Origin of the sequence: Parvimonas sp. C2 (assembly GCF_035282405.1) — a bacterium.
GTDB lineage: Bacteria > Bacillota > Clostridia > Tissierellales > Peptoniphilaceae > Parvimonas.
The window spans coordinates 23,489-43,360 of the sequence record NZ_JAYKBP010000001.1 but is presented as its reverse complement, the minus strand read 5'-3'; the positions used below and the strand labels follow the sequence as shown (position 1 = coordinate 43,360).

Annotated in this window: 18 protein-coding genes; 1 reads left to right on the top strand and 17 read right to left on the bottom strand. The window is 26.3% G+C overall.

Features of this window, described 5'->3' with window-relative positions:
* The 11 genes from VJI95_RS00195 to VJI95_RS00145 all read right to left on the bottom strand — a co-directional run bounded on the left by VJI95_RS00195 (position 1) and on the right by VJI95_RS00145 (position 12,732).
* Positions 1-333 carry a hypothetical protein gene (locus tag VJI95_RS00195; protein ID WP_324009828.1) on the bottom strand — a complete coding sequence of 111 codons (333 nt, stop codon included), beginning with the start codon at positions 331-333 and terminating at the stop codon, positions 1-3.
* Positions 334-455: 122 nt separating this feature from the next.
* Positions 456-800, bottom strand: coding sequence for a DUF1667 domain-containing protein (locus tag VJI95_RS00190; protein WP_324009827.1), 345 nt, complete (start codon positions 798-800; stop codon positions 456-458).
* Positions 801-802: 2 nt separating this feature from the next.
* On the bottom strand, positions 803-2,071 hold the full coding sequence (locus VJI95_RS00185; protein WP_324009826.1) for an NAD(P)/FAD-dependent oxidoreductase: 1,269 nt from the start codon (positions 2,069-2,071) through the stop codon (positions 803-805).
* A gap of 10 nt (positions 2,072-2,081) precedes the next feature.
* Positions 2,082-3,518, bottom strand: a complete 1,437-nt coding sequence (locus tag VJI95_RS00180) for an NAD(P)/FAD-dependent oxidoreductase (protein WP_324009825.1) — start codon at positions 3,516-3,518, stop codon at positions 2,082-2,084.
* A gap of 21 nt (positions 3,519-3,539) precedes the next feature.
* A complete protein-coding gene (locus VJI95_RS00175; RefSeq protein ID WP_324009824.1) occupies positions 3,540-4,163 on the bottom strand; it encodes an MBL fold metallo-hydrolase in 624 nt (207 codons plus the stop codon).
* 9 nt (positions 4,164-4,172) lie between these two features.
* A complete protein-coding gene (dtd, locus tag VJI95_RS00170; RefSeq protein ID WP_323998633.1) occupies positions 4,173-4,622 on the bottom strand; it encodes a D-aminoacyl-tRNA deacylase in 450 nt (149 codons plus the stop codon).
* On the bottom strand, positions 4,622-6,775 hold the full coding sequence (locus tag VJI95_RS00165; protein WP_324009823.1) for a RelA/SpoT family protein: 2,154 nt from the start codon (positions 6,773-6,775) through the stop codon (positions 4,622-4,624). The genes dtd and VJI95_RS00165 overlap by 1 nt, the downstream gene beginning before the upstream one ends.
* Before the next feature lie 12 nt (positions 6,776-6,787).
* The gene (recJ, locus tag VJI95_RS00160) at positions 6,788-8,533 is read right to left on the bottom strand and encodes a single-stranded-DNA-specific exonuclease RecJ (RefSeq protein WP_324009822.1); all 1,746 of its coding nucleotides are present in this window, start codon (positions 8,531-8,533) and stop codon (positions 6,788-6,790) included.
* Between the two features lie 66 nt (positions 8,534-8,599).
* Positions 8,600-8,917: a preprotein translocase subunit YajC gene (gene yajC, locus VJI95_RS00155; RefSeq protein WP_324009821.1), complete on the bottom strand. Its 318-nt coding sequence runs from the start codon at positions 8,915-8,917 to the stop codon at positions 8,600-8,602.
* A 278-nt stretch (positions 8,918-9,195) separates the two neighbouring features.
* Positions 9,196-11,763, bottom strand: coding sequence for an ATP-dependent Clp protease ATP-binding subunit (locus VJI95_RS00150; RefSeq protein ID WP_324009820.1), 2,568 nt, complete (start codon positions 11,761-11,763; stop codon positions 9,196-9,198).
* 57 nt (positions 11,764-11,820) lie between these two features.
* The gene (locus VJI95_RS00145; protein WP_324009819.1) at positions 11,821-12,732 is read right to left on the bottom strand and encodes a DnaJ domain-containing protein; all 912 of its coding nucleotides are present in this window, start codon (positions 12,730-12,732) and stop codon (positions 11,821-11,823) included.
* Between the two features lie 266 nt (positions 12,733-12,998).
* Here VJI95_RS00145 and yedF point away from each other — a divergent pair, with 266 nt between their 5' ends.
* Positions 12,999-13,598: a sulfurtransferase-like selenium metabolism protein YedF gene (yedF, locus tag VJI95_RS00140; RefSeq protein ID WP_324009818.1), complete on the top strand. Its 600-nt coding sequence runs from the start codon at positions 12,999-13,001 to the stop codon at positions 13,596-13,598.
* 37 nt (positions 13,599-13,635) lie between these two features.
* Here the strand turns inward: yedF and VJI95_RS00135 are convergent, their stop codons facing one another.
* The 6 genes from VJI95_RS00135 to VJI95_RS00110 form a co-directional block, all read right to left on the bottom strand.
* A complete protein-coding gene (locus VJI95_RS00135; protein ID WP_324009817.1) occupies positions 13,636-14,670 on the bottom strand; it encodes a hypothetical protein in 1,035 nt (344 codons plus the stop codon).
* 1 nt (position 14,671) lies between these two features.
* The gene (locus VJI95_RS00130; protein ID WP_324009816.1) at positions 14,672-16,153 is read right to left on the bottom strand and encodes an O-antigen polysaccharide polymerase Wzy family protein; all 1,482 of its coding nucleotides are present in this window, start codon (positions 16,151-16,153) and stop codon (positions 14,672-14,674) included.
* 13 nt (positions 16,154-16,166) lie between these two features.
* Positions 16,167-17,267 (bottom strand): glycosyltransferase, encoded by a 1,101-nt coding sequence (locus VJI95_RS00125; RefSeq protein ID WP_323998619.1) that lies wholly within the window; start codon positions 17,265-17,267, stop codon positions 16,167-16,169.
* A 9-nt stretch (positions 17,268-17,276) separates the two neighbouring features.
* Entirely contained in the window at positions 17,277-18,077 is an 801-nt protein-coding gene (locus VJI95_RS00120; RefSeq protein ID WP_324009815.1) for a LicD family protein, read from the bottom strand.
* Between the two features lie 66 nt (positions 18,078-18,143).
* Positions 18,144-19,163 carry an alcohol dehydrogenase catalytic domain-containing protein gene (locus tag VJI95_RS00115; protein ID WP_323998615.1) on the bottom strand — a complete coding sequence of 340 codons (1,020 nt, stop codon included), beginning with the start codon at positions 19,161-19,163 and terminating at the stop codon, positions 18,144-18,146.
* A gap of 1 nt (position 19,164) precedes the next feature.
* Positions 19,165-19,872, bottom strand: a complete 708-nt coding sequence (locus tag VJI95_RS00110) for an IspD/TarI family cytidylyltransferase (RefSeq protein WP_323998613.1) — start codon at positions 19,870-19,872, stop codon at positions 19,165-19,167.

Genomic DNA, 19,872 nt, shown 5'->3' with positions numbered 1-19,872 from the left:
CTAATCCTCAACATATTCTATTTTTGCTTCTAATTTAGTATTGTTTTTTTGAGGTTTTATTCTTTTAAATTCATCACTTTGATAACTAGCACCTAGAATGTTTTTTTCTTCGTAGTTTTCTGAAATATCAGCATAATATTTTCCATTTATTAAAAGGATACAATGCCAATACCCTGTCATGAGATCTTTTCTGAAACTTGTAATTTTTATTTCTTTTATTTCTTCACCATTTGCTAATTCATAATTATTTACAAAATATAGGGCAATTCTATCTTGTCTTTCTCTAAATTCTTCCTTGTGTTTTGATCCGTTTCCATTTAAACTAAAAGCCATAAAAACACCTCCTATTAAAATTATAACTAAGCCTATAATATATATCTTTTTCATTTAATCACCTTTCTAGTCTGAAATCAATCTATATAAAAATCTGTAATATTTAATACCCTTATAATAAATCACATATCTCTACTTGCAATGATATTTGCACCAGTATTTAATACGTTTTCCAAAATAATATCGCCAACTTTTATCGGAGAAACAACTTCAATCTTATTTAATTCTCTCATAATATCAAAAATCATATTTTTTGGAATTTCTTGTGAAGTTTTTACTGGTAATCTATTATGAATGGCATTTTTTATCTTTACAGTGGAAGTTATAGTTCTAGTTGGAAAAGTCAATTCTTTTTTTCCATAATTTGACCCCTTTGGACATTTATTTCCTATTACTTTATAATTATTTTCTTCATCAACTGATATTCGACATCCAACAGGACAAACAATACATACCATATCTTTCATAGTTAATTATCTCCTTTTTCCATAGATATAATTATCTTATCCGTACTTACAAACTCTATTTGTTTTTTTGTTAAAGCAATTTTTTCCATTTCAGCTGGTGCAACATGCGATCTCTTAAATTTTTTTATAATTTTTCCATTCTCATCAGCAACTTTAATCAAAATATTTTTTTCAACACTTTTTACTCTAAAAAATATTTCTAATCTATTTTCCATATTTTCAACTCTTATAGTTTGAGGAACTGTATAAAAAATTCCATCTCCATTTAAAATCTCAATCTTTCTACTTTCAAATAAATTATTATCAAAAATGTATTTTGCAGCTGCTCTACCGGCTTTTTGACTTTCTCCTGTAACAAAATCTACTAAATCATGAACATGGCATACATTACCACATGCAAAAACTCCATCCATACTTGTTTCCATATTTTCAAAAACAAAAGCTCCTTTAGTTCTTCCATCTATTTCGATGCCAATTTCTCGAGTAATTTCATTTTCTGGAATTAAGCCTACAGAAAGTAATAATGTATCACATTCTAATTCTATTTCAGTACCTTTTATAGGAATTTTATTCCCATCAACTTTACTTATAACAACTTTTTCAAGTCTATCTTTTCCAATGATGTTGGTAACAGTATGAGAAAGTAACAATGGGATGTTATAATCATATAAACATTGGACTATATTTCTTGCAAGACCATTCGAATAAGGCATAAGTTCTACACAAGCTATAACTTCAGCCCCTTCCAAAGATAATCTTCTTGCCATTATTAATCCAATATCTCCTGAACCTAAAATAACAATCTTTTTACCACACATAAGGCCTTGCATATTAACATACATTTGAGCAGAACCTGCAGTTAATACTCCAGAAGGTCTATCTCCAGGTATAGAAATTGCTCCTCTCGTTCTTTCTCTACATCCCATTGCAAGTACAATTGCTTTTGTTTGTATTATTTGATAGCCATAATCCTTGCTTATTGCATGAATAATTTTGTTTTCATCAAAATCTAATACCATTGAATTTAATCTTATTTCAACATTATATTCTCTTGCTAAATCAATAAATCTTTGAGCATATTCTGGTCCTGTTAATTCTTCTTTAAAATAATGTAATCCAAATCCGTTATGAATACATTGATTTAAAATTCCACCAGCCTCTTTATCTCTTTCTAAAATCAATACTTTATCTATTCCATTTTTCTTGGCCTCACAAGCAGCAGCTAGCCCTGCAGGACCTCCGCCAATAACAACTAAATCATAATTTTCCATATTAGGTACTTTACTCCCCTTCTTTTGTTTTTCCAGTTATAATATAACTTCCAAAATTAGTATTATAAACTTCTTCCGGTAGAATATTTAATTCTCTTGAAATTATATCTAATACTTTTGGACCACAAAAACCACCTAAACAACGTCCCATACCGGCTCCTGTCCTTTTTTTAACAGCACCAAGTGTTCTTGGAGGTAAAGGCATATTTAATGAATCTATAATTTCTCCCTCAGAAACAGTTATACATCTACAAATTATATTCCCATAAAGAGGATTTTCTTTAATTTTTTCTGCTCTTTCTTCAGGAGATAGATGTTTTATTCTTATAATTTTTCTGCTATCAATATAATTTTCTTTTTCTACAAAAACTACACCAATATCCTTTAAAATATCTAAACACATTAATCCAATAGCAGCACAAGAAGCTAAGCCTGGAGATTTTATTCCAGCTAAGTCAACAAAATTTTTACAGCTTTTTGCTTCCCTAATTATAAAATCAGGTTCTGTACTATTAGCCCTTAACCCTGAAAAATTATTAATGTTTTCCCAGTAAGGAATATTAGAAATGGTTTTTGAAACTTTTTCTTTTACCTCATTTAATCCCTCAAAAGTTGTTGATTTATCAAAAATTTCTGAATTGCTTTCAGCATTGGGACCGATTATAATATTATTATGTGATGTAGGAGCAATTAAAACTCCCTTACCCGCTTTAGATGGACATTGAAATAGTACATGTTTAACAAGATCTTTTTGACTTTTATCTAATATAAAATATTGACCTCTAGATGGTGTTATTTCAAATTCCTTTTCACAAACCATATTATGAACTTTATCTGAATTTACTCCTGCTGCATTTACTATATATTTGGATGTATATGTATTATCTTTAGTTTTTACTATGAACTTTTCATCTTCTTTTATAATATCTACAACTTCACTATTTAATTTTATTTCAACTCCATTTGAAACAGCAACTTGAGACATTGCTATACATAATTCCCAAGGATCTATTACTCCTGCACCTGGTGAAAATAGTGCTTTAGTTACAGTTTTATTGATATTTGGTTCTATTTTTTCAATTTCTTCTTTATTGATAATTCTCAGATTTTCAACACCATTTTTAATACCATTATCTAACAATTTTTCTAAAGTTTTTTCATCTTCTTCATTAAAAGCTAAAACTAATGAACCACATTCATTATATTGAACATCTAATTTTTTTACCAATTCTTTAATTCTTTTTGAACCTTCTACATTTAACCTTGCCATTAATGTTCCAGGTTCAGGATCATAGCCTGAATGTAAAATTCCACTATTTGCCTTTGTAGTTCCATCAGCAACATCAATTTCTTTTTCTAATACTAAGACTTTTAAATTATACTTAGATAATTCATAAGCAACACTTGCACCTATTACTCCACAACCTATCACTATAATATCATACATTTATTGTATCTCCCACTATCTTTACATATTTTTCATAAACGGATTATTTTCTCTTTCAAATTGCAAATTACTCTCTGCACCGTGACCTGGCAATATTCTATAATCCTTTTTTAAATTATATAATTTTTTTACAGAATTAATTATTTCATCAAAACTTCCCGTAGGTAAATCACTTCTCCCTATACTCATTCTAAATAATGTATCTCCTGAAAACACAACACCATCCATACAAATACAAATACTTCCAATTGTATGTCCAGGTGTTTCCATTATATAAAGTTTTTCCCCATAAAAATCAATTACTTCTTCATCATAAAGCCATCTATCTGCTATTAATTCTATATCTTTAAAAGGTGGAATTGATTTTGATAAATTTATAATAGGATCTTTTAATAAATCTTTTTCTTTTATACTAGCATAAATAGATAAATTATATTTTTCTTTTATGATTTTTACAGCCCCAATGTGGTCTGCATGGCCATGAGTAAGCAATATAAATTTTAATTTTATTTTCTCTTCATCAATAAATTTAATAATATCATCACTATCTCCACCTGGATCAACTATAAATCCATTTTTATTATCATTATAAACGATATAGCAGTTTACTGCATATACTCCAACAACTATTCTTTTTATATTCATAATTATCTCCTAATAACTTTTCTCGGAATCCAACTGAATTGTAACAGGTCCGTTATTTTCAAGCAATATTTTCATATCAGCTTGAAATATTCCTGTCTTAATTGCAATATCATTATCATAAAATAATTTCAAAAATTCTTCATATTTTTTCTTAGCTTCAAAAACAGATAAACTACTATCAAAACTAGGTCTATTACCTTTTCTACAATCACCATATAAAGTAAATTGTGAAACAATCAAAATTTCATACCCTTTATCTAAAACTGATAGATTCATTTTAGAATTTTGGTCTTCAAAAATTCTAAGATTTATAATTTTTTTAAAAATATACTTTAAATCATAATCAGTATCTTCTTTTCCAAAGCCAACAAAAAGAAGTAGTCCCTTACTAATTCTGGATACTTCCTTTTTATCAACTTCTACACTTGCAAAATTAACTCTCTGTAATATAGCTCTCATTATGCTCTCACCCTATATACATCAAGTATACCTTTTAAAGATTTAATTTTATTTATTAACCTATCAAGTTCATCAATATTTTTTATTTCAACTATAATATTAGTAATAAAAGTTTTGTCTTTTCCGGTTTTTGCGGTTATACCTACTAAATTTAATTTTGATTCTGAAATAATATGAGCTACATCTGCCAATGCTCCAACTTGATCTAAAGAAATAACTGCAACTTCAACTTTATAAAATAAATTTTTAGTATTGGTCCATTCAACTGCAATAAGTCTATCTCGATTTATAACATTTTTTATATTCGTACAACTGCAATTATGAATAGAAATTCCTCTACCTTTTGTAATATACCCCACTATTTCATCTCCTGGAAGAGGATTACAGCATTTTGCAAAGCTAACTTCTATATTATCAATTCCTTTTACAATAACTCCTTTAGAATTAAGTTTACTCTCAGACTTTTCACTTTTAACTCGATTAATTATATCATCAGCTGATTCCTGATAATAATCGCTATAAAATTCTTTTAATCTTGGTATAATCTGTTTTAAATTAATGCTTCCAAAACCAATTCCAGCATACATTTCATCAATTGTATTAAAGCTCAATCTTTTTGCAATTTGTAAAAGCCAATCATCTTTTAAAATCTTACTATAAGTAAAACCTAATCTCCTAACTTCTTTTTCAAGCATATCTCTACCTTGAACAATATTTAAAGCTTTGTTTTCTTTTTTAAACCATTGTTTTATTTTAGTCTTAGCTTGAGAAGATTTGACAATCTTAAGCCAGTCCTTACTAGGCCCTGATGAGTTAGGATTGGTCAATATTTCTACTATATTACCATTTTTTAACTTATAATTTAACGGAACTATTCTCCCGTCAACTTTAGCTCCAACACAATTATTCCCAACTGCTGTATGGACTTTATAAGCAAAATCTATAGGTGTTGCTCCAGCTATTAAATTGATAACATCACCTTTTGGAGAAAAAACAAAAACTTCATCAGAAACAAAGTCTTCTTTAAAAGAAGTAATAAATTCTCTATTATCATTTACTTCTCTTTGCCAATCCATAAGTTGTCTAAGCCAAGTTAATTTATCATCAAAACTTGTGCTTCTATCAACACCGGCCTTATATTTCCAATGTGCAGCAATCCCATATTCTGCGGTTTTATGCATTTCAAAAGTCCTAATTTGCACCTCAAATACATCTCCAGAATTACTAATAAGTGTATTGTGCAAAGATTGATATAAATTAGGTTTTGGTACTGCAATGTAGTCCTTAAACCTTGAAGGTATTGGTTTCCATTTAGAATGAACTATTCCTAAAACAGCATAACAGTCACTAATTGTTGGAACAATAATTCTAACAGCTGTTAAATCAAAAATTTCATCAAAACTCTTATTTTGTTTATACATTTTCTTATAAATACTATATAAACTCTTTGGTCTTCCGCTTATTTCTCCTTGAATACTATGTTCTTTTAAACTCTTACTTATTTCTTCAATAATATCATTTATAATTTTTTCTCTTTCACTTCTCTTTTTCTTAACTCTTTCAGCTAAGTCATAATATATTTCAGGTTCTAAATACCTTAAAGATAAATCTTCAAGTTCCCATTTAACATTACTCATACCTAGTCTATAAGCTAAAGGTGCATAAATTTCTAAAGTTTCTTTTGCTTTCTCTAATTGCTTAGCTTTTTTCATATATTCCAAAGTTCTGATATTATGAAGTCTATCTGCAATTTTTATTATTATAACTCTAATATCTGAATTCATAGCTAAAAGCATTTTTCTCAAATTATCTGCTTGTGATTCTTGTTTACTTTGATACTTAATTTTTTTAAGTTTTGTAACTCCATCTACAAGATTTGCAATTTCTTCATCAAACATTTCTGCCATCTCTTCAAATGTAACTTCCGTATCTTCTAAAATATCATGCATAAGGCCAGCAATAATTGTTGCATCATCCATATATAAATCTGCTAAAATATTAGCTACCGCCACAGGATGGATAAAATATGGTTCTCCGGAATTTCTGAATTGACCTTCATGACATTCTTTGGTAAAATCATATGCTTTTGTAATTCTTTCAACATCTGTATTTGGATTATAGCTTTTAATTTTTGATAATAATTCATCTAACATTGTTCTCACCTCCTACCTTATATCTTTTATTAGTAATTGTATCGATTTTGTATGCATATACTCATTAATTACAGGAGTATATAAAATATCTACAAATTTATTTTTAATATTATTCTGTTCTGATATTATATTATTAGTTTTAAACTTTTCGTTAAAATACTTAATATATTTATCGTAATTAGTAAAAATAATTCCACTAAATTCTACATTATCTTGACTTAAAATTAATTTTATTACATTTTTATTTTTTCCTATAATAGAAATAGATTTTATTTCTACATTTTTAGTTCCAAATAGAGGCTCTGGATTTGCTTTTCCATAAGGTTCTAATAATTTTAATTCATCCACAATATTATAATTTAATAATCTAAAATCTAATGAACAATCAATCTTTACTTTTTCTATAAAATTTTCTGAAATCAAATTAGAATTCTTATTTAATTCATTTCGCAATATATCTAAATTTTCTTCTTTTATTGAGAAACCCGCTGCCATAGCATGTCCTCCTAATTTTTCAAAAAGATTTGAAAAATCTCTAAGTTTTGAAATTATATCATAATCTTCAATGCTCCTAGCACTTCCTTTTAAAATACCTTCTTCTTTTGCTTTTGAAAAAACTAAAGTTGGTTTATAATAATAATCTTTAATTCTTCCTGCAACAATTCCAGCAATTGATTCATGAATTTCTTCATCATATACTACAATAATATCATCTTCAAAATATTTATTTTCCTTAATTTTTAAATTCACTCTGGAGTATGCTTCGTTAGTTAAATCTTTTCTTTTACCATTTAATTCAACTAATTTCTTAGCATAGTTATCAGCAGACTCTTCATCTTCTTCTAAAAACAAATTAACACCAATGCTTGCAGACTCTAGTCTTCCTGCAGCATTAATACAAGGTCCTAATTTAAATCCTAATGAAGTAGCTGTTATTTTTCCTACCTCATTCTCTTTTTTTAATTTATTTACTCCAATATTATCACTAGAATTTAATAATTCTAATCCTTTTTTCACAAAAAATCTATTTTCATCAACTAGGTCAACAACATCACAAACCGTTCCCATAGATACAAATTGTAATAAATCTATCAAATAATTTTCGTCTCCACCTAATTCATCAAATAATGCCTGCATTAACTTAAATGCAACTCCGGCGCCACATAATTCTTTAAATGGATATTCACAATCTACCCTATGAGGGTTTATTACTGCTTTTGCTTTAGGAAGAATTTGATTTTTTTCATCATCAAAACATACCTGATGATGATCAGTTATAATCATTGGAATATTTATAGAATTACAATATTCCGCAACTTCAAATGCAGATGTTCCATTATCACAAGTTATAATTAAATCAACGCCATTTTCTTTAGCATTATCTACAATTCCCTTTGAAATACCATAACCATCTTCTACTCTGTGTGGAATAGCAAAACTGATATTATCAGTAAAAAAACCTATTCCCTTCATTAGAACAACAGTTGCAGAATTACCGTCTTGATCATAATCTCCAACAATTTGTATATGCAAATTATTATCTATAGCATCAACAATAATTTCAATAGCTGTATCTAAATCTTTCATCAAAAAAGGATTATGGAGGTATTTATAATCAGGATATAAAAATTTTTTTACATTTTTATAATCAATTTTTCTGTTTGCCAAAAGTTGACAAGTTATATAAGAAAATTCATTATTATTTTTGAAATTTTCTTTAGTTAATCCATTATCAGACTTAATAAACCATTTTTTCATAAATACCTCCTTTCAATATTACCTATAAAGAAAAAAATAGACGAAATCCGTCTATTTAATTAAAAATTAATTTTCTTCGCTATCTTCCTCTTCTTCATCATCTTCTTCAGAAGATTCTTCAGATTTGCTAACGATAGAATGAATAGCAGATTTAATAAATTCTATTTTTGTTCCATCAGATGTTTCAATTACAACGTCAGTATCAGTAAGTTCAACAATCTTACCTTTAATCCCACCAATTGTAACTATATTATCTCCTATTTTTAAATTATTTCTCATATCCATTATGGCTTTTTGTCTTTTCTTTTGAGGTTTAATCATAAGAAAATAAGCAATAACCATAAAACCACCTATCATAACTAATTGCATAGTCACCTGATCCATAATATGCCTCCTAAACTTAAATATATGACTATATTCTAACACAAAATCTATTATATTTCAAATATTTATAATGTTTTACAACAAAAAAATTATTATATTAAACTATTAAAACTAAAAAACAAATTAACTATATAAGAACTTTCCCACAATAATTTTACAACTCTTACTATTTTTTAAAGGAAATAAAAGGATGCTTTTAAAATTTAGTTACTAAACCTAAAATATAAAAAAGCTAAGATTTTTCTATTCTTAGCTCCTTATATCTATAACATATAGTTTTATGAAATACAAATTTTTCCATTTATATTTTTAAAATTTATTGTTGAATTTGGAGTAATTTTTCCTTCAATTATTTTTGTAGCAATCTCAGTTTCAATATTTTTTTGAATGTATCTTTTTATTATTCTAGCTCCATAGTTAAATGAATAAGTTGAATCTAAAATTAATTTTTTACATTCTTCGTCTAAATTAATTTTTACTCCAATATCTTTTAACCTATCTTCAATTTCTGAAATAGTCATATCAATTATCTTATAAAGTTCTTCTTTTTGTAATGGCTTGAATAGTACTATATCATCAACTCTATTTAAAAATTCAGGTCTAAAAGAGTTTTTCAACTCTTTCATAACTTCATTTTCAGCTTCTTTAGTAATCTTACCATTTTCATCAATTCCATCAAGCAAGTAAATTGAACCTATATTTGAAGTCATAATTATAATTGTATTTTTAAAGTCTACAACTCTTCCCTGATTATCAGTAAGTCTTCCATCATCAAGAACTTGTAAAAGAATATTAAATACATCAGGATGAGCTTTTTCAATTTCGTCAAATAGAATTACACAATATGGATTCCTTCTAACTCTTTCAGTAAGTTGACCTCCTTCATCATATCCTACATATCCAGGAGGAGCTCCTATTAGTCTTGAAACAGAATGTTTTTCCATATATTCACTCATATCTATTCTAACAAGATTTTTTTCGCTATCAAACATACTTTCACATAATGTTTTTGCTAATTCAGTTTTCCCAACCCCTGTGGGTCCTAAGAATATAAATGAACCTATAGGTTTATTTTCATCTTTCAATCCACTTCTTGATCTTAAAATACAATCCCTAACCAAATCAATAGCTTCATCTTGTCCTACAACTCTTTTATGCAAAATATCTCCAAGATGTAGTAGCTTTTCTTTTTCACCTTCCACCAATTTTTTAATAGGAATATTTGTCCATTTAGAAATTACTTCTGCTATTGTTTCTTCTGTAACTTCTTCTTTTAGATAGCTTTCTTTTTCTTTTTTCTTTTCATTAAGTTCAGCTAATTTTAATTCTAAATTTGCAAGCTTTCCATATCTTAATTCTGAAAGTTTTTCAAAGTCATATTCTCTTTCAGCTTTTTCAATATCTATTCTAACAGAATCAATTTCTGCTTTTATAGCTTTTATTTCATTTATATCCTTCTTATCACTTTCCCATCTTGCAAGTTCAACATTGTATTTGTTTTTCACAGTTGAAAGTTCTTCTTCTAAATCTTGTAATCTTTTTTTACTAATTTCATCAGTTTCTTTAATTAAACCAGCCTTTTCTATTTCTAATTGTAAAACTTTTCTTCTTAAATCATCAATTTCTTGTGGCATTGAATCAATTTCAGTTCTTATCATGGAAGATGCCTCATCCATCAAGTCAATAGCCTTATCCGGTAAAAATCTGTCAGTAATATATCTATCACTTAAAGTTACACAGGCAATAACTGCTGAATCGGTTATTTTAATTCCATGATGAATTTCATATTTCTCTTTTATTCCCCTAAGTATTGAAATTGTATCTTCAACGGTAGGTTCTTTTACTAAAACTTTTTGGAATCTTCTTTCTAAGGCACCATCTTTTTCAATATATTTTCTATATTCATCTAGTGTTGTTGCTCCTATTGTATGCAATTCTCCCCTAGCAAGCATAGGTTTTAACATATTTGATGCATCCAAAGCTCCATCCGTTTTCCCGGCACCAACTAGAGTATGAATTTCATCAATAAATAAAATTATTTCACCTTCTGAATTTTTGATTTCTTCAAGAACAGCTTTTAACCTTTCTTCAAATTCTCCTCTAAATTTTGCTCCAGCTATTAAACTTCCCATATCTAATGAGAAAATTATCTTGTTCTTTAATCCATCTGGAACATCATTATTTACAATTCTTTGTGCCAATCCTTCTACGATAGCTGTCTTACCAACTCCTGGTTCACCTATTAAAACAGGATTATTTTTTGTTCTTCTTGATAAAATTCTAATTGAATGTCTTATTTCTTCATCTCTACCAATAACAGGATCAAGTTTACCATTTCTTGCTTCTTCAGTTAAATTTCTTCCATATTTTAACAACTCTTCACTTGTGCTTCCTTCTTTATGTTCATTTTTCATATTCTTAATTCCCATTAAAGCATATTTAAAAGAATTGTATGTTATATTATACTTTCTAAAAATATCTGAAGACTTTATATTTTTTTCTTTTAAAAGAGAAAGATAGATATGTTCAGGTAAAATAGCACTATCTCCTGTTCCTTTTATTTCATCTTCAGAATTAAGTAAAATTCTTTGATAAACAGTATTTGGATAAATGTTTGAATCGCCATATTGTGAAGGCAAATTATCAAAAGCTAGCTTAACATCATTTCTATAGCTATCTATATTTACATTCATAATGTTTAAAATTTTAATTATTATGTTGTCACTATCAATCAAAGCTTTGTGTAGATGAACATCAGATATTTCTACATTTGCATTTTTAATTGCCAAACTTTGAGATTCTTCTACAATTTTCATTGCATCACTACTAAATTTTTCTAAATTCATAATACTCCTCCTTTTTAAAACCTAAAATTTTAATAAAATATAAATTTTACTATATCATTAATTTTCCATTAATTTCTTATATAATTCTAATTTTTCACCTGATAAATTCTTAGGATTATTTATCACAATTTCAAGATACAAATCTCCTGTTTTTCCTTTCAAATCAGTATAACCTTTATTTGAAATTCTTATTTTTTTCATACTTTCTATCTTTGCAGGAATTTTTACTCTAACATTTCCATTTAAAGTTTCAATTACTTTTGTAACTCCAAAATATGCTTCCCAAGGATATAGACTAACCGTCTTTATTAGATCTAAATTTTCAAGTCTATATTCATCACTTATAACATTAATTTTCACAAAAATATCCCCATCAAGATTATATTTATCTCCATTAACTTTTACCTTTTTTCCTGTAGTTATACCTTTAGGAATTTTTACAGTTATTTTTTTAGGAGAATTATTTATATTAACATATAGTTCTCTTTCAATCCCGGAATATGCTTCCTTAACTGATAAATTTATACTTGTTTCATATTTTTGCCTTTGTGGTTGTCTTTTAAATCCTGAATATGTTCTAGAATTTGTAAAACCATCAAATCCAGAAAAGCCACTAAAACTTGAAGAAGATGTTCCCCCTCCACCAAAAAACATATTAAAGAAATCAGAGAAACCACTCATATCACTTCCGCTATAGGAAGCACTAAAACCATAATTTCTTGGATCAAAATTGTCTCCACCACTAAAATTATAATTTGATCCAAACATATCATATTGTTTTCTTTTTTCCTTATCGGACAAAACCTCATAAGCTTCATTGATTTCTTTAAATTTATTACTTGCCACCTCATCATTTTGATTAACATCAGGATGATATTTTTTTGCAAGTTTTCTATATTCTTTTTTTATTTCTGCATCAGTTGCATTTTTTTTTAAACCTAAAATTTTATAATAATCTTTATATTCCATAAATTCCTCCATAAATTTGACTTTCTTTGACCTTCAGTTTTATTATACCCTGAATAGATAATTTAAACATATTTTTTGCAAAAAATTAATATTACTTAATATTGTACTTTATTTAATTTAGAATTTTTTACTAATAAGCTTTACTTCTCATTAAAATTAAATATAACTAAATGTATTCCAATAAATTAATAATTTAAATTGCTTGTATTAATAATACTAATATTGTATAATTAGATTGTATAAATTATATTTTTTGGAGGTAAATTATGAAAGAAATTAATGCAAAAGGTTTAGCATGTCCTCAACCTTTAATTTTAGCTAAAAAAGCTGTTGAAAGTACAGATGAAAAAGATTTTTTAGTTATAGTTGACAATGATACTGCTGTTAAAAATTTAGAAAAATTTGCTAAAAGTATCAATTTAGATTTTAAATTTGAAAAAATTTCAGATAATGAATTTAATGTATTTATTTCAAAAAATACAGATACAGAATTAAAAGAAACTGCTGCTTTTTGTTCAATTGAGAACTCATCAGATACAGTGATTGCAATTTCTAAAGATTTTATGGGAAATGGGTCTGAAGAATTAGGAAAACTATTAATTAAAGGTTTTGTTTATACTTCAAGTGAATATGAAAAATTACCTAAAACTTTAGTTTTCTTTAATTCTGGTGTAAAGCTAACTTGTGAAGGATCTCCTTGTACTGACGATTTACAAAAACTAAAAGATAAGGGTGTAGAAATAATCTCTTGTGGAACTTGTCTTGATTACTTCGGATTAAAAGAAAAACTTTTAGTTGGTGAAATAAGTAATATGTACACTATATATGAAACTCTTTTCAATGCAGAAAAAGTAATTAATATCTAAAAAAACAAAACCGGCTAAAATTAGCCGGTTTTGATTTTTATAATTTATATGATAAAACTCCTATAATATTTTTATCATAATTTTTTAGATTTTGTAATAATTTTTCGAATGATGAGTATCTTGTTATTCCATATTCTTCAATAAATATAGCATTTTTTAAATTCATTATATTATTTAATTCATTAGATTTTAAAACATTTACTTTATCAATGTTTAAATCATTCAACTTCTTAATAATTTTTGAATTTGAACTAATTACACTCAATTCATCAATTTTTTCTGAATTAAGTTTATATTTTAATACTTCTACTAAATCATTATTGTTTTTTATTTCTTGAACAAATTTTATATTATATTTTCTATAATCTCCTTCTCTATTAATTGTTGGATTAAATATATACAATACAAAATTCATAATAGCAACTAAAATTATTAAAGCCACTTCAATAGCAAAAACTTTCACTAATAATTTTTTCATGCTATATCCAGTATTTACATTTTCTTTAGAGCTTAACTCTTTAGAATAATTTGACTCAATCTTTTCAATGGTAACATTTTTATAAACAGCTTTATATTTATTTATTAATTCATCAAATTTCTTTTCAATAACATCATTTACAGCTTTACTTGGAGTTAAAATTTTAACAGAAACCCCTAAATTCGTAGAAATATAATTTATTACTACCTTCTTATCCCAGTAATCAGCATTAGAATTTTTTAAAGTAACAGCTGATGTATCCAATTCTTTAGCCATTTGTGATAATTCTTTATCACTTACGTCATTAAATAAAAAAGCTCCATTTAGATTAGAAGTTAACAGTTTTTCATAAAAATCAGAATATCCTCTTCTACTAAACAATGCATTTGTATTATCACTTTCAGGAGCAGTGATCTTATATGCTACATAAGTTGAATATTGAACTCCTTCTTTTGTTACTGTTTTTCTGTTAATAGTTTTAGTTACTAACGGAAAAATTAAAGCAATACTTAATAGTAGAAATGCTACTAAATTTAAAATTCTTTTTTTATATATATTGGATAATAAATCTCCAAATGAATAATTTTCAAACATATTATATCTCCTTTACTTTATAAATCGTATACGAATTATCCTTCGATATTAATTTTGCAACTAAGAAAATTAATATCACTATAAACCAAAATTGGAATGTAAGTAATGTTGAAAAACTTTCTGAAAAACTACTTCTAGGCATAAAGAATAAATTATTCAATACTATTAAAGTACAAACAAATGGCAAAGTTTTATTTTTATAAGAAACATTTAACATTCTTATAAATAAAAAACCTAAAAACACACTAAACAAAAATACACCTAAATATCCATAGTCTGTAAAATTTTCCATTATATAACTACTTCCTAAACCGTGTCCTTGTAAATAATCACTTTTTATTGCTATATAGGAAAGATTATGTGCATAACTATTACTTTTTATTGCCAATTCAATGCTATTTGTTGTAGCTGTAAATGGCTTTGTATCGAATAATAATTTACCAAAATTTCCATGAGTAAAATATTCAATTATTGGTCCAAAAGTAAAGTTTGTAAAACTTCTTACAGCAATATTACTATTATATAAGAATCCTTTAGCTAAAACACCAAAACTCGTGCCCTGTTTATAGATAAAATCTATAAATATATCAAATATTTTAAAATTAGAAACTTTAACATTATCTCTAACGTAGTTTAAGAGTCCCATGCCCACAATTATTATAGGAAGACTTGTAAAAATTAATATCTTTTCCTTAACTCCTATCCATTTATTTTTAATATCTTCCTGTCCTCTTATAAAATAATATATAAAAGAAAATATTAAACTTAAAATAAATGGATTTCTAGTTCCAATAAATAGATATATTGCATTTGCAAATAGATTACTAATTAAAACTATAGTAGCATTTCTTTTATTTGGTTTAGATGCTAAATATACACACATTGAATATACTGTAAAAACTGATAATATATATGTAAAGTAAGGCAACTTGCTTTTAAACTCTGCATAATATATATAATAAGATGTATTTAATTTAAATATCAATCTTTCAATTAACCTTAAAGCATAAAATGGATATGTTAAAATATATACTGAAAAGGAAACAATTCTCACATTTTTCAACCAAATAGAATTTTCTAATTTATTATTACTATCTACATCTAATTTTTTTTTATTTTTTATTTTTAATAATGCTTTTGAAATTACTCCTCCAATAAATAATCCTGAAAGCGAAATCATAACTATAATAAAAGCAAAAACATAAGCATCTTTCTGATAAGTATTAAAGCTATAACTTCTCAAATAATCTATTGTCGGTCTTGAAACTAGAAATATAAAAATAGTTATATAAAAAAATAAATGTATTATATAATATTTTATATCTATAAAACAAAATATTATTAAACTTACAAAAAAAGATAATAATGTAAAAAGCAATATATCCAACCTGTCTGTGTATAAATAACCCATTCCAAGTAACAGAGTTAAAATAAAAGAAAATACTGTAATTAAAGAATAAAATCTTTTAAAAGTAATATTCATATAATTATCTCCATTATTCTAATATTTCATTTATATTTTTTATTTGTTCGGCAATTGTAAATTGAGTTATAAAATTTTTCATTTCTGATTTATCTATTAATATATTATTTTCAAAATAATCAATAATATATTTACAAGCATCATCAGTAGAATTTACAATTTCACCGAATTTACCGTTATTTGAAAGCTCTTTAATTCCTCCAACATCGGTAGAAATGAAAGGAATTCCTAATGCTAATCCTTCAACTATCGCACCAGAAAAGCCTTCCTGTTTTGACATTGAAAACATCAAGTCCATTTTTTTGATATATTTATATGGATTTTTTTGATATCCTAAAAAATGAACATAATCTTCTAAATGGTCGCTTTGTACTAATTCTTTTATATAAGTTTCCAATTCTCCAGTACCTAAAAAATATAAATGATACTTTTTATTTAAATTTTTGTGTAATTTTTTAATTGTCTCATAAACCTCTAATGATCCTTTTAGGTTCTCAATTCTTCCAATTACACAAATTGAATTTTTTTCAATATTAATATCTGTCATCTCATTTGATTTTTCCAAAATACTTTCAAAATCATATCCATTATAAATTGTAATGACTTTATCTTTGTATTCCGGATAAACTGAAATTATGGACTCTTTAGTTTTTTCCGATACAGAAATTATTTTATCGACTACATCTAAATGCCTTCTATGATTATTTCTCTTTTGAGAATCTTTCATAAAATCTTCAATACTTCCATGAATCCAGGAAATTTTTTTTACATTCTTATCCTTTGAAAATTCAAAAGGAGGGTTCATTATAGTAAATGAAATTTCTATATCATATTTTTCTTTAACCATTATTTTTCTCACTAAATTCGGAAAAAACTTTCTTATTCTCCATAAAATAGCTCTTTTTATCTTAGATTGTCTATAATCTTGCCATGATTTTAGTATTCTTATATTATCATTAATAGGTTCGTAACCTTTATCAAAATGCTCTATCTCGAGTATATCAATGTCATATTTTTCACTATCAAGATTATTTACAATTGTTGATAATATTTTTTCTGCTCCTCCCCCAAGGGAAAAGGACCACAAAAAAAATAATACTTTCTTTTTTTTCAAACAATCACCTTATTTCCAAATTTTTTCATAATTTGTATAGCTATTTTTTAAATCTAAGAATAGTAAATCATGATGAGGTATCTGTTTATCTTTTGGAGGTAATTTCATATAATCTCCAAAAGCGGTTTTTAAATATCCATCATAACCAATAGGAATAGGCATTTTCGTATCTTCAAAATCAAAATACTTCTTATCCATAAACCACTCTTTTCTATATACTTTTTTCATATAATATGGACCAGAACAAAGTTCTGTAATATATTCTGATTTATCAATTTTATATTTAGTCATTCTTTTTTCTGCGAACTTCCAAATTTTATATCTAATTTTTTTAGATTTAAAAATTGATAATAATAGTTTAGAAACTTTTTTCTTTAGTCCACCATGTTTTTCAGGTAAAACTTGAGCACAAAAAAGAGAATAAATTAATCCCCACATTATTTGAAATTTTCGTTTCACTTTACCACTAGGACAACCATCAAGAGGTAAAATATCCAACGCTATCCCATGACTTATATTTAAGCCTTTTTGATATGGTTTAACAGCAGTTGTTTCATTATCTCTAATAGTAATAAAAAGATTATGATCAACTAAATCTTTATTAGCCTTAACAAGAGAATATCTTTTAGTATCAGCTTTTTCATTCCATAGCAAAGCTAATTTTTCGTAATCTTCTCTAGGCATAAAAAAATCTAAATCATCATCCCATGGGATAAATCCTGAATGCCTTAAACTACCAATTGCTCCACCACCACAAAGATAACATAATAAATTATTTTCTTCACAAAACGAAACAAAATATTTTCCCATTTCTAGACTCTTAAGTTGTAACTCTCTTAAATTTATTTCATCCATAATTTATATAATCACACTTAATCAAATATTCCATTTTGCCACAGTTTTAAAAGGTGTATTTAAATCATTTTTAAAAAATCTATGAATATCATCAACACTATTGATTTCATCATCTTCAAATACAATCGACTTAAATCTGTTTTGAATTTTTTTGTTTTCAAGCATTCTAACTGCCTCTTGAAAATCATATCTTCCAGATCGGGAACATCCAATTAATGTTAATCCTTTCTCCAATATATCTCTAGTATTTACAGCAATTTTATTTTCGCTAACTCCCATCAACATAATTGAGCCTTGAGGCTTAATATATTTTATAATATTATTAATAGCATCTTCACTTCCTGGTCCTCCTGCACATTCAAAGGCATGATCTGTTGAAAAACTTTCAGGAATATCATCACTTGAATAAACCTCATCTACAAATGAGAAAATTTTTAACTTTTCTATATTTCTACCAACAACAACTATTTTAGTATTTGGAAATCTATATTTCAAAACATTTGCGACAATAAAACCCAAACTTCCATTTCCAAAAATAGTTATTGTTTCTTTATTTTCAATAGAATTCTTTACAAATCTATCATAGGCATGAAATCCAACTGAAATAAATTCCAAAATAGAAGCAACAGGTAAATCTATATCATTAAATTTTACAAGTCTATCCGGAGCAATTTTGACAAATTCCCTCATAAAACCATCATGACCACTAGATAGAAAATAAGAACCCTTCACATAATTTTCATATATACTTTCATCATAAGTACAAGGTGGAGTATTTGGTATCATAGATACCTTATCTCCAACCTTAAAAGTGTTTGTTGGATCAAAAACAACCTCTCCACAAGATTCATGAATTGGAGCCATAGGCAATTTTTTTGCCAATACTTTTGGATCTCTCTTTCCTAAATAGTATCTTTGATCAGCATGACACAAAGATACGTATAATGGTTTTACAATGACTTTATCTCCTAAAAAGCTCTCATCAACATATTTAACTGAAATAAAACCTGGTTTCATCAATTGAAAAATTCTATTTATCATCTTAAATCTCCATAAGCATTGCTTTAGCAATTTTTAAGTCAGTTACAGTAGTAATTTTTATATTTGAAAAATCACCATTAACTAAAAATACTTTTTCCCCATTTAACACAAATATTTTACAAGCATCAGTTAAAATATTTTTTTCTTCTTCAGAGAGTTTATTATAATATTCCATAAATTTATTAATTTTAAATGTTTGAGGAGTTTGTCCTTGAAACATTGTTTTTCTATCTGGTATTGATGAAATAAATTTTCCATCTTCAGAAGAAACTATAGTATCAAAAGCTGGAACTACAGTATCAATAATATTATATTTTTTACAATTATCAATATTTTCTTCAATCATTTTAATTGAAACAAATGGTCTAACTGCATCATGAGTTATAAGAATATCCTCATCTGATAATCCATTATCTTTTTCAATAGCAGAAATAATATTTAAAATTGTAGAATTTCTATCTTTTCCTCCATCTACAACAACAATTTTTTCAGATAAATAATTATAATCTTTATCTACTATATCAACTAGATAAGAATTCCAATCAGGATTTACCCCAACATAAATTTTATCTATTTTATTACATAATAAAAACTTTTCAATAGTATGAATTATAATAGGCTTATCTCCAATATTTAAAAATTGTTTTGGAATATTGGAAATATTCATCCTACTACCTATTCCTCCAGCAAGAATACCTGCATATATCAT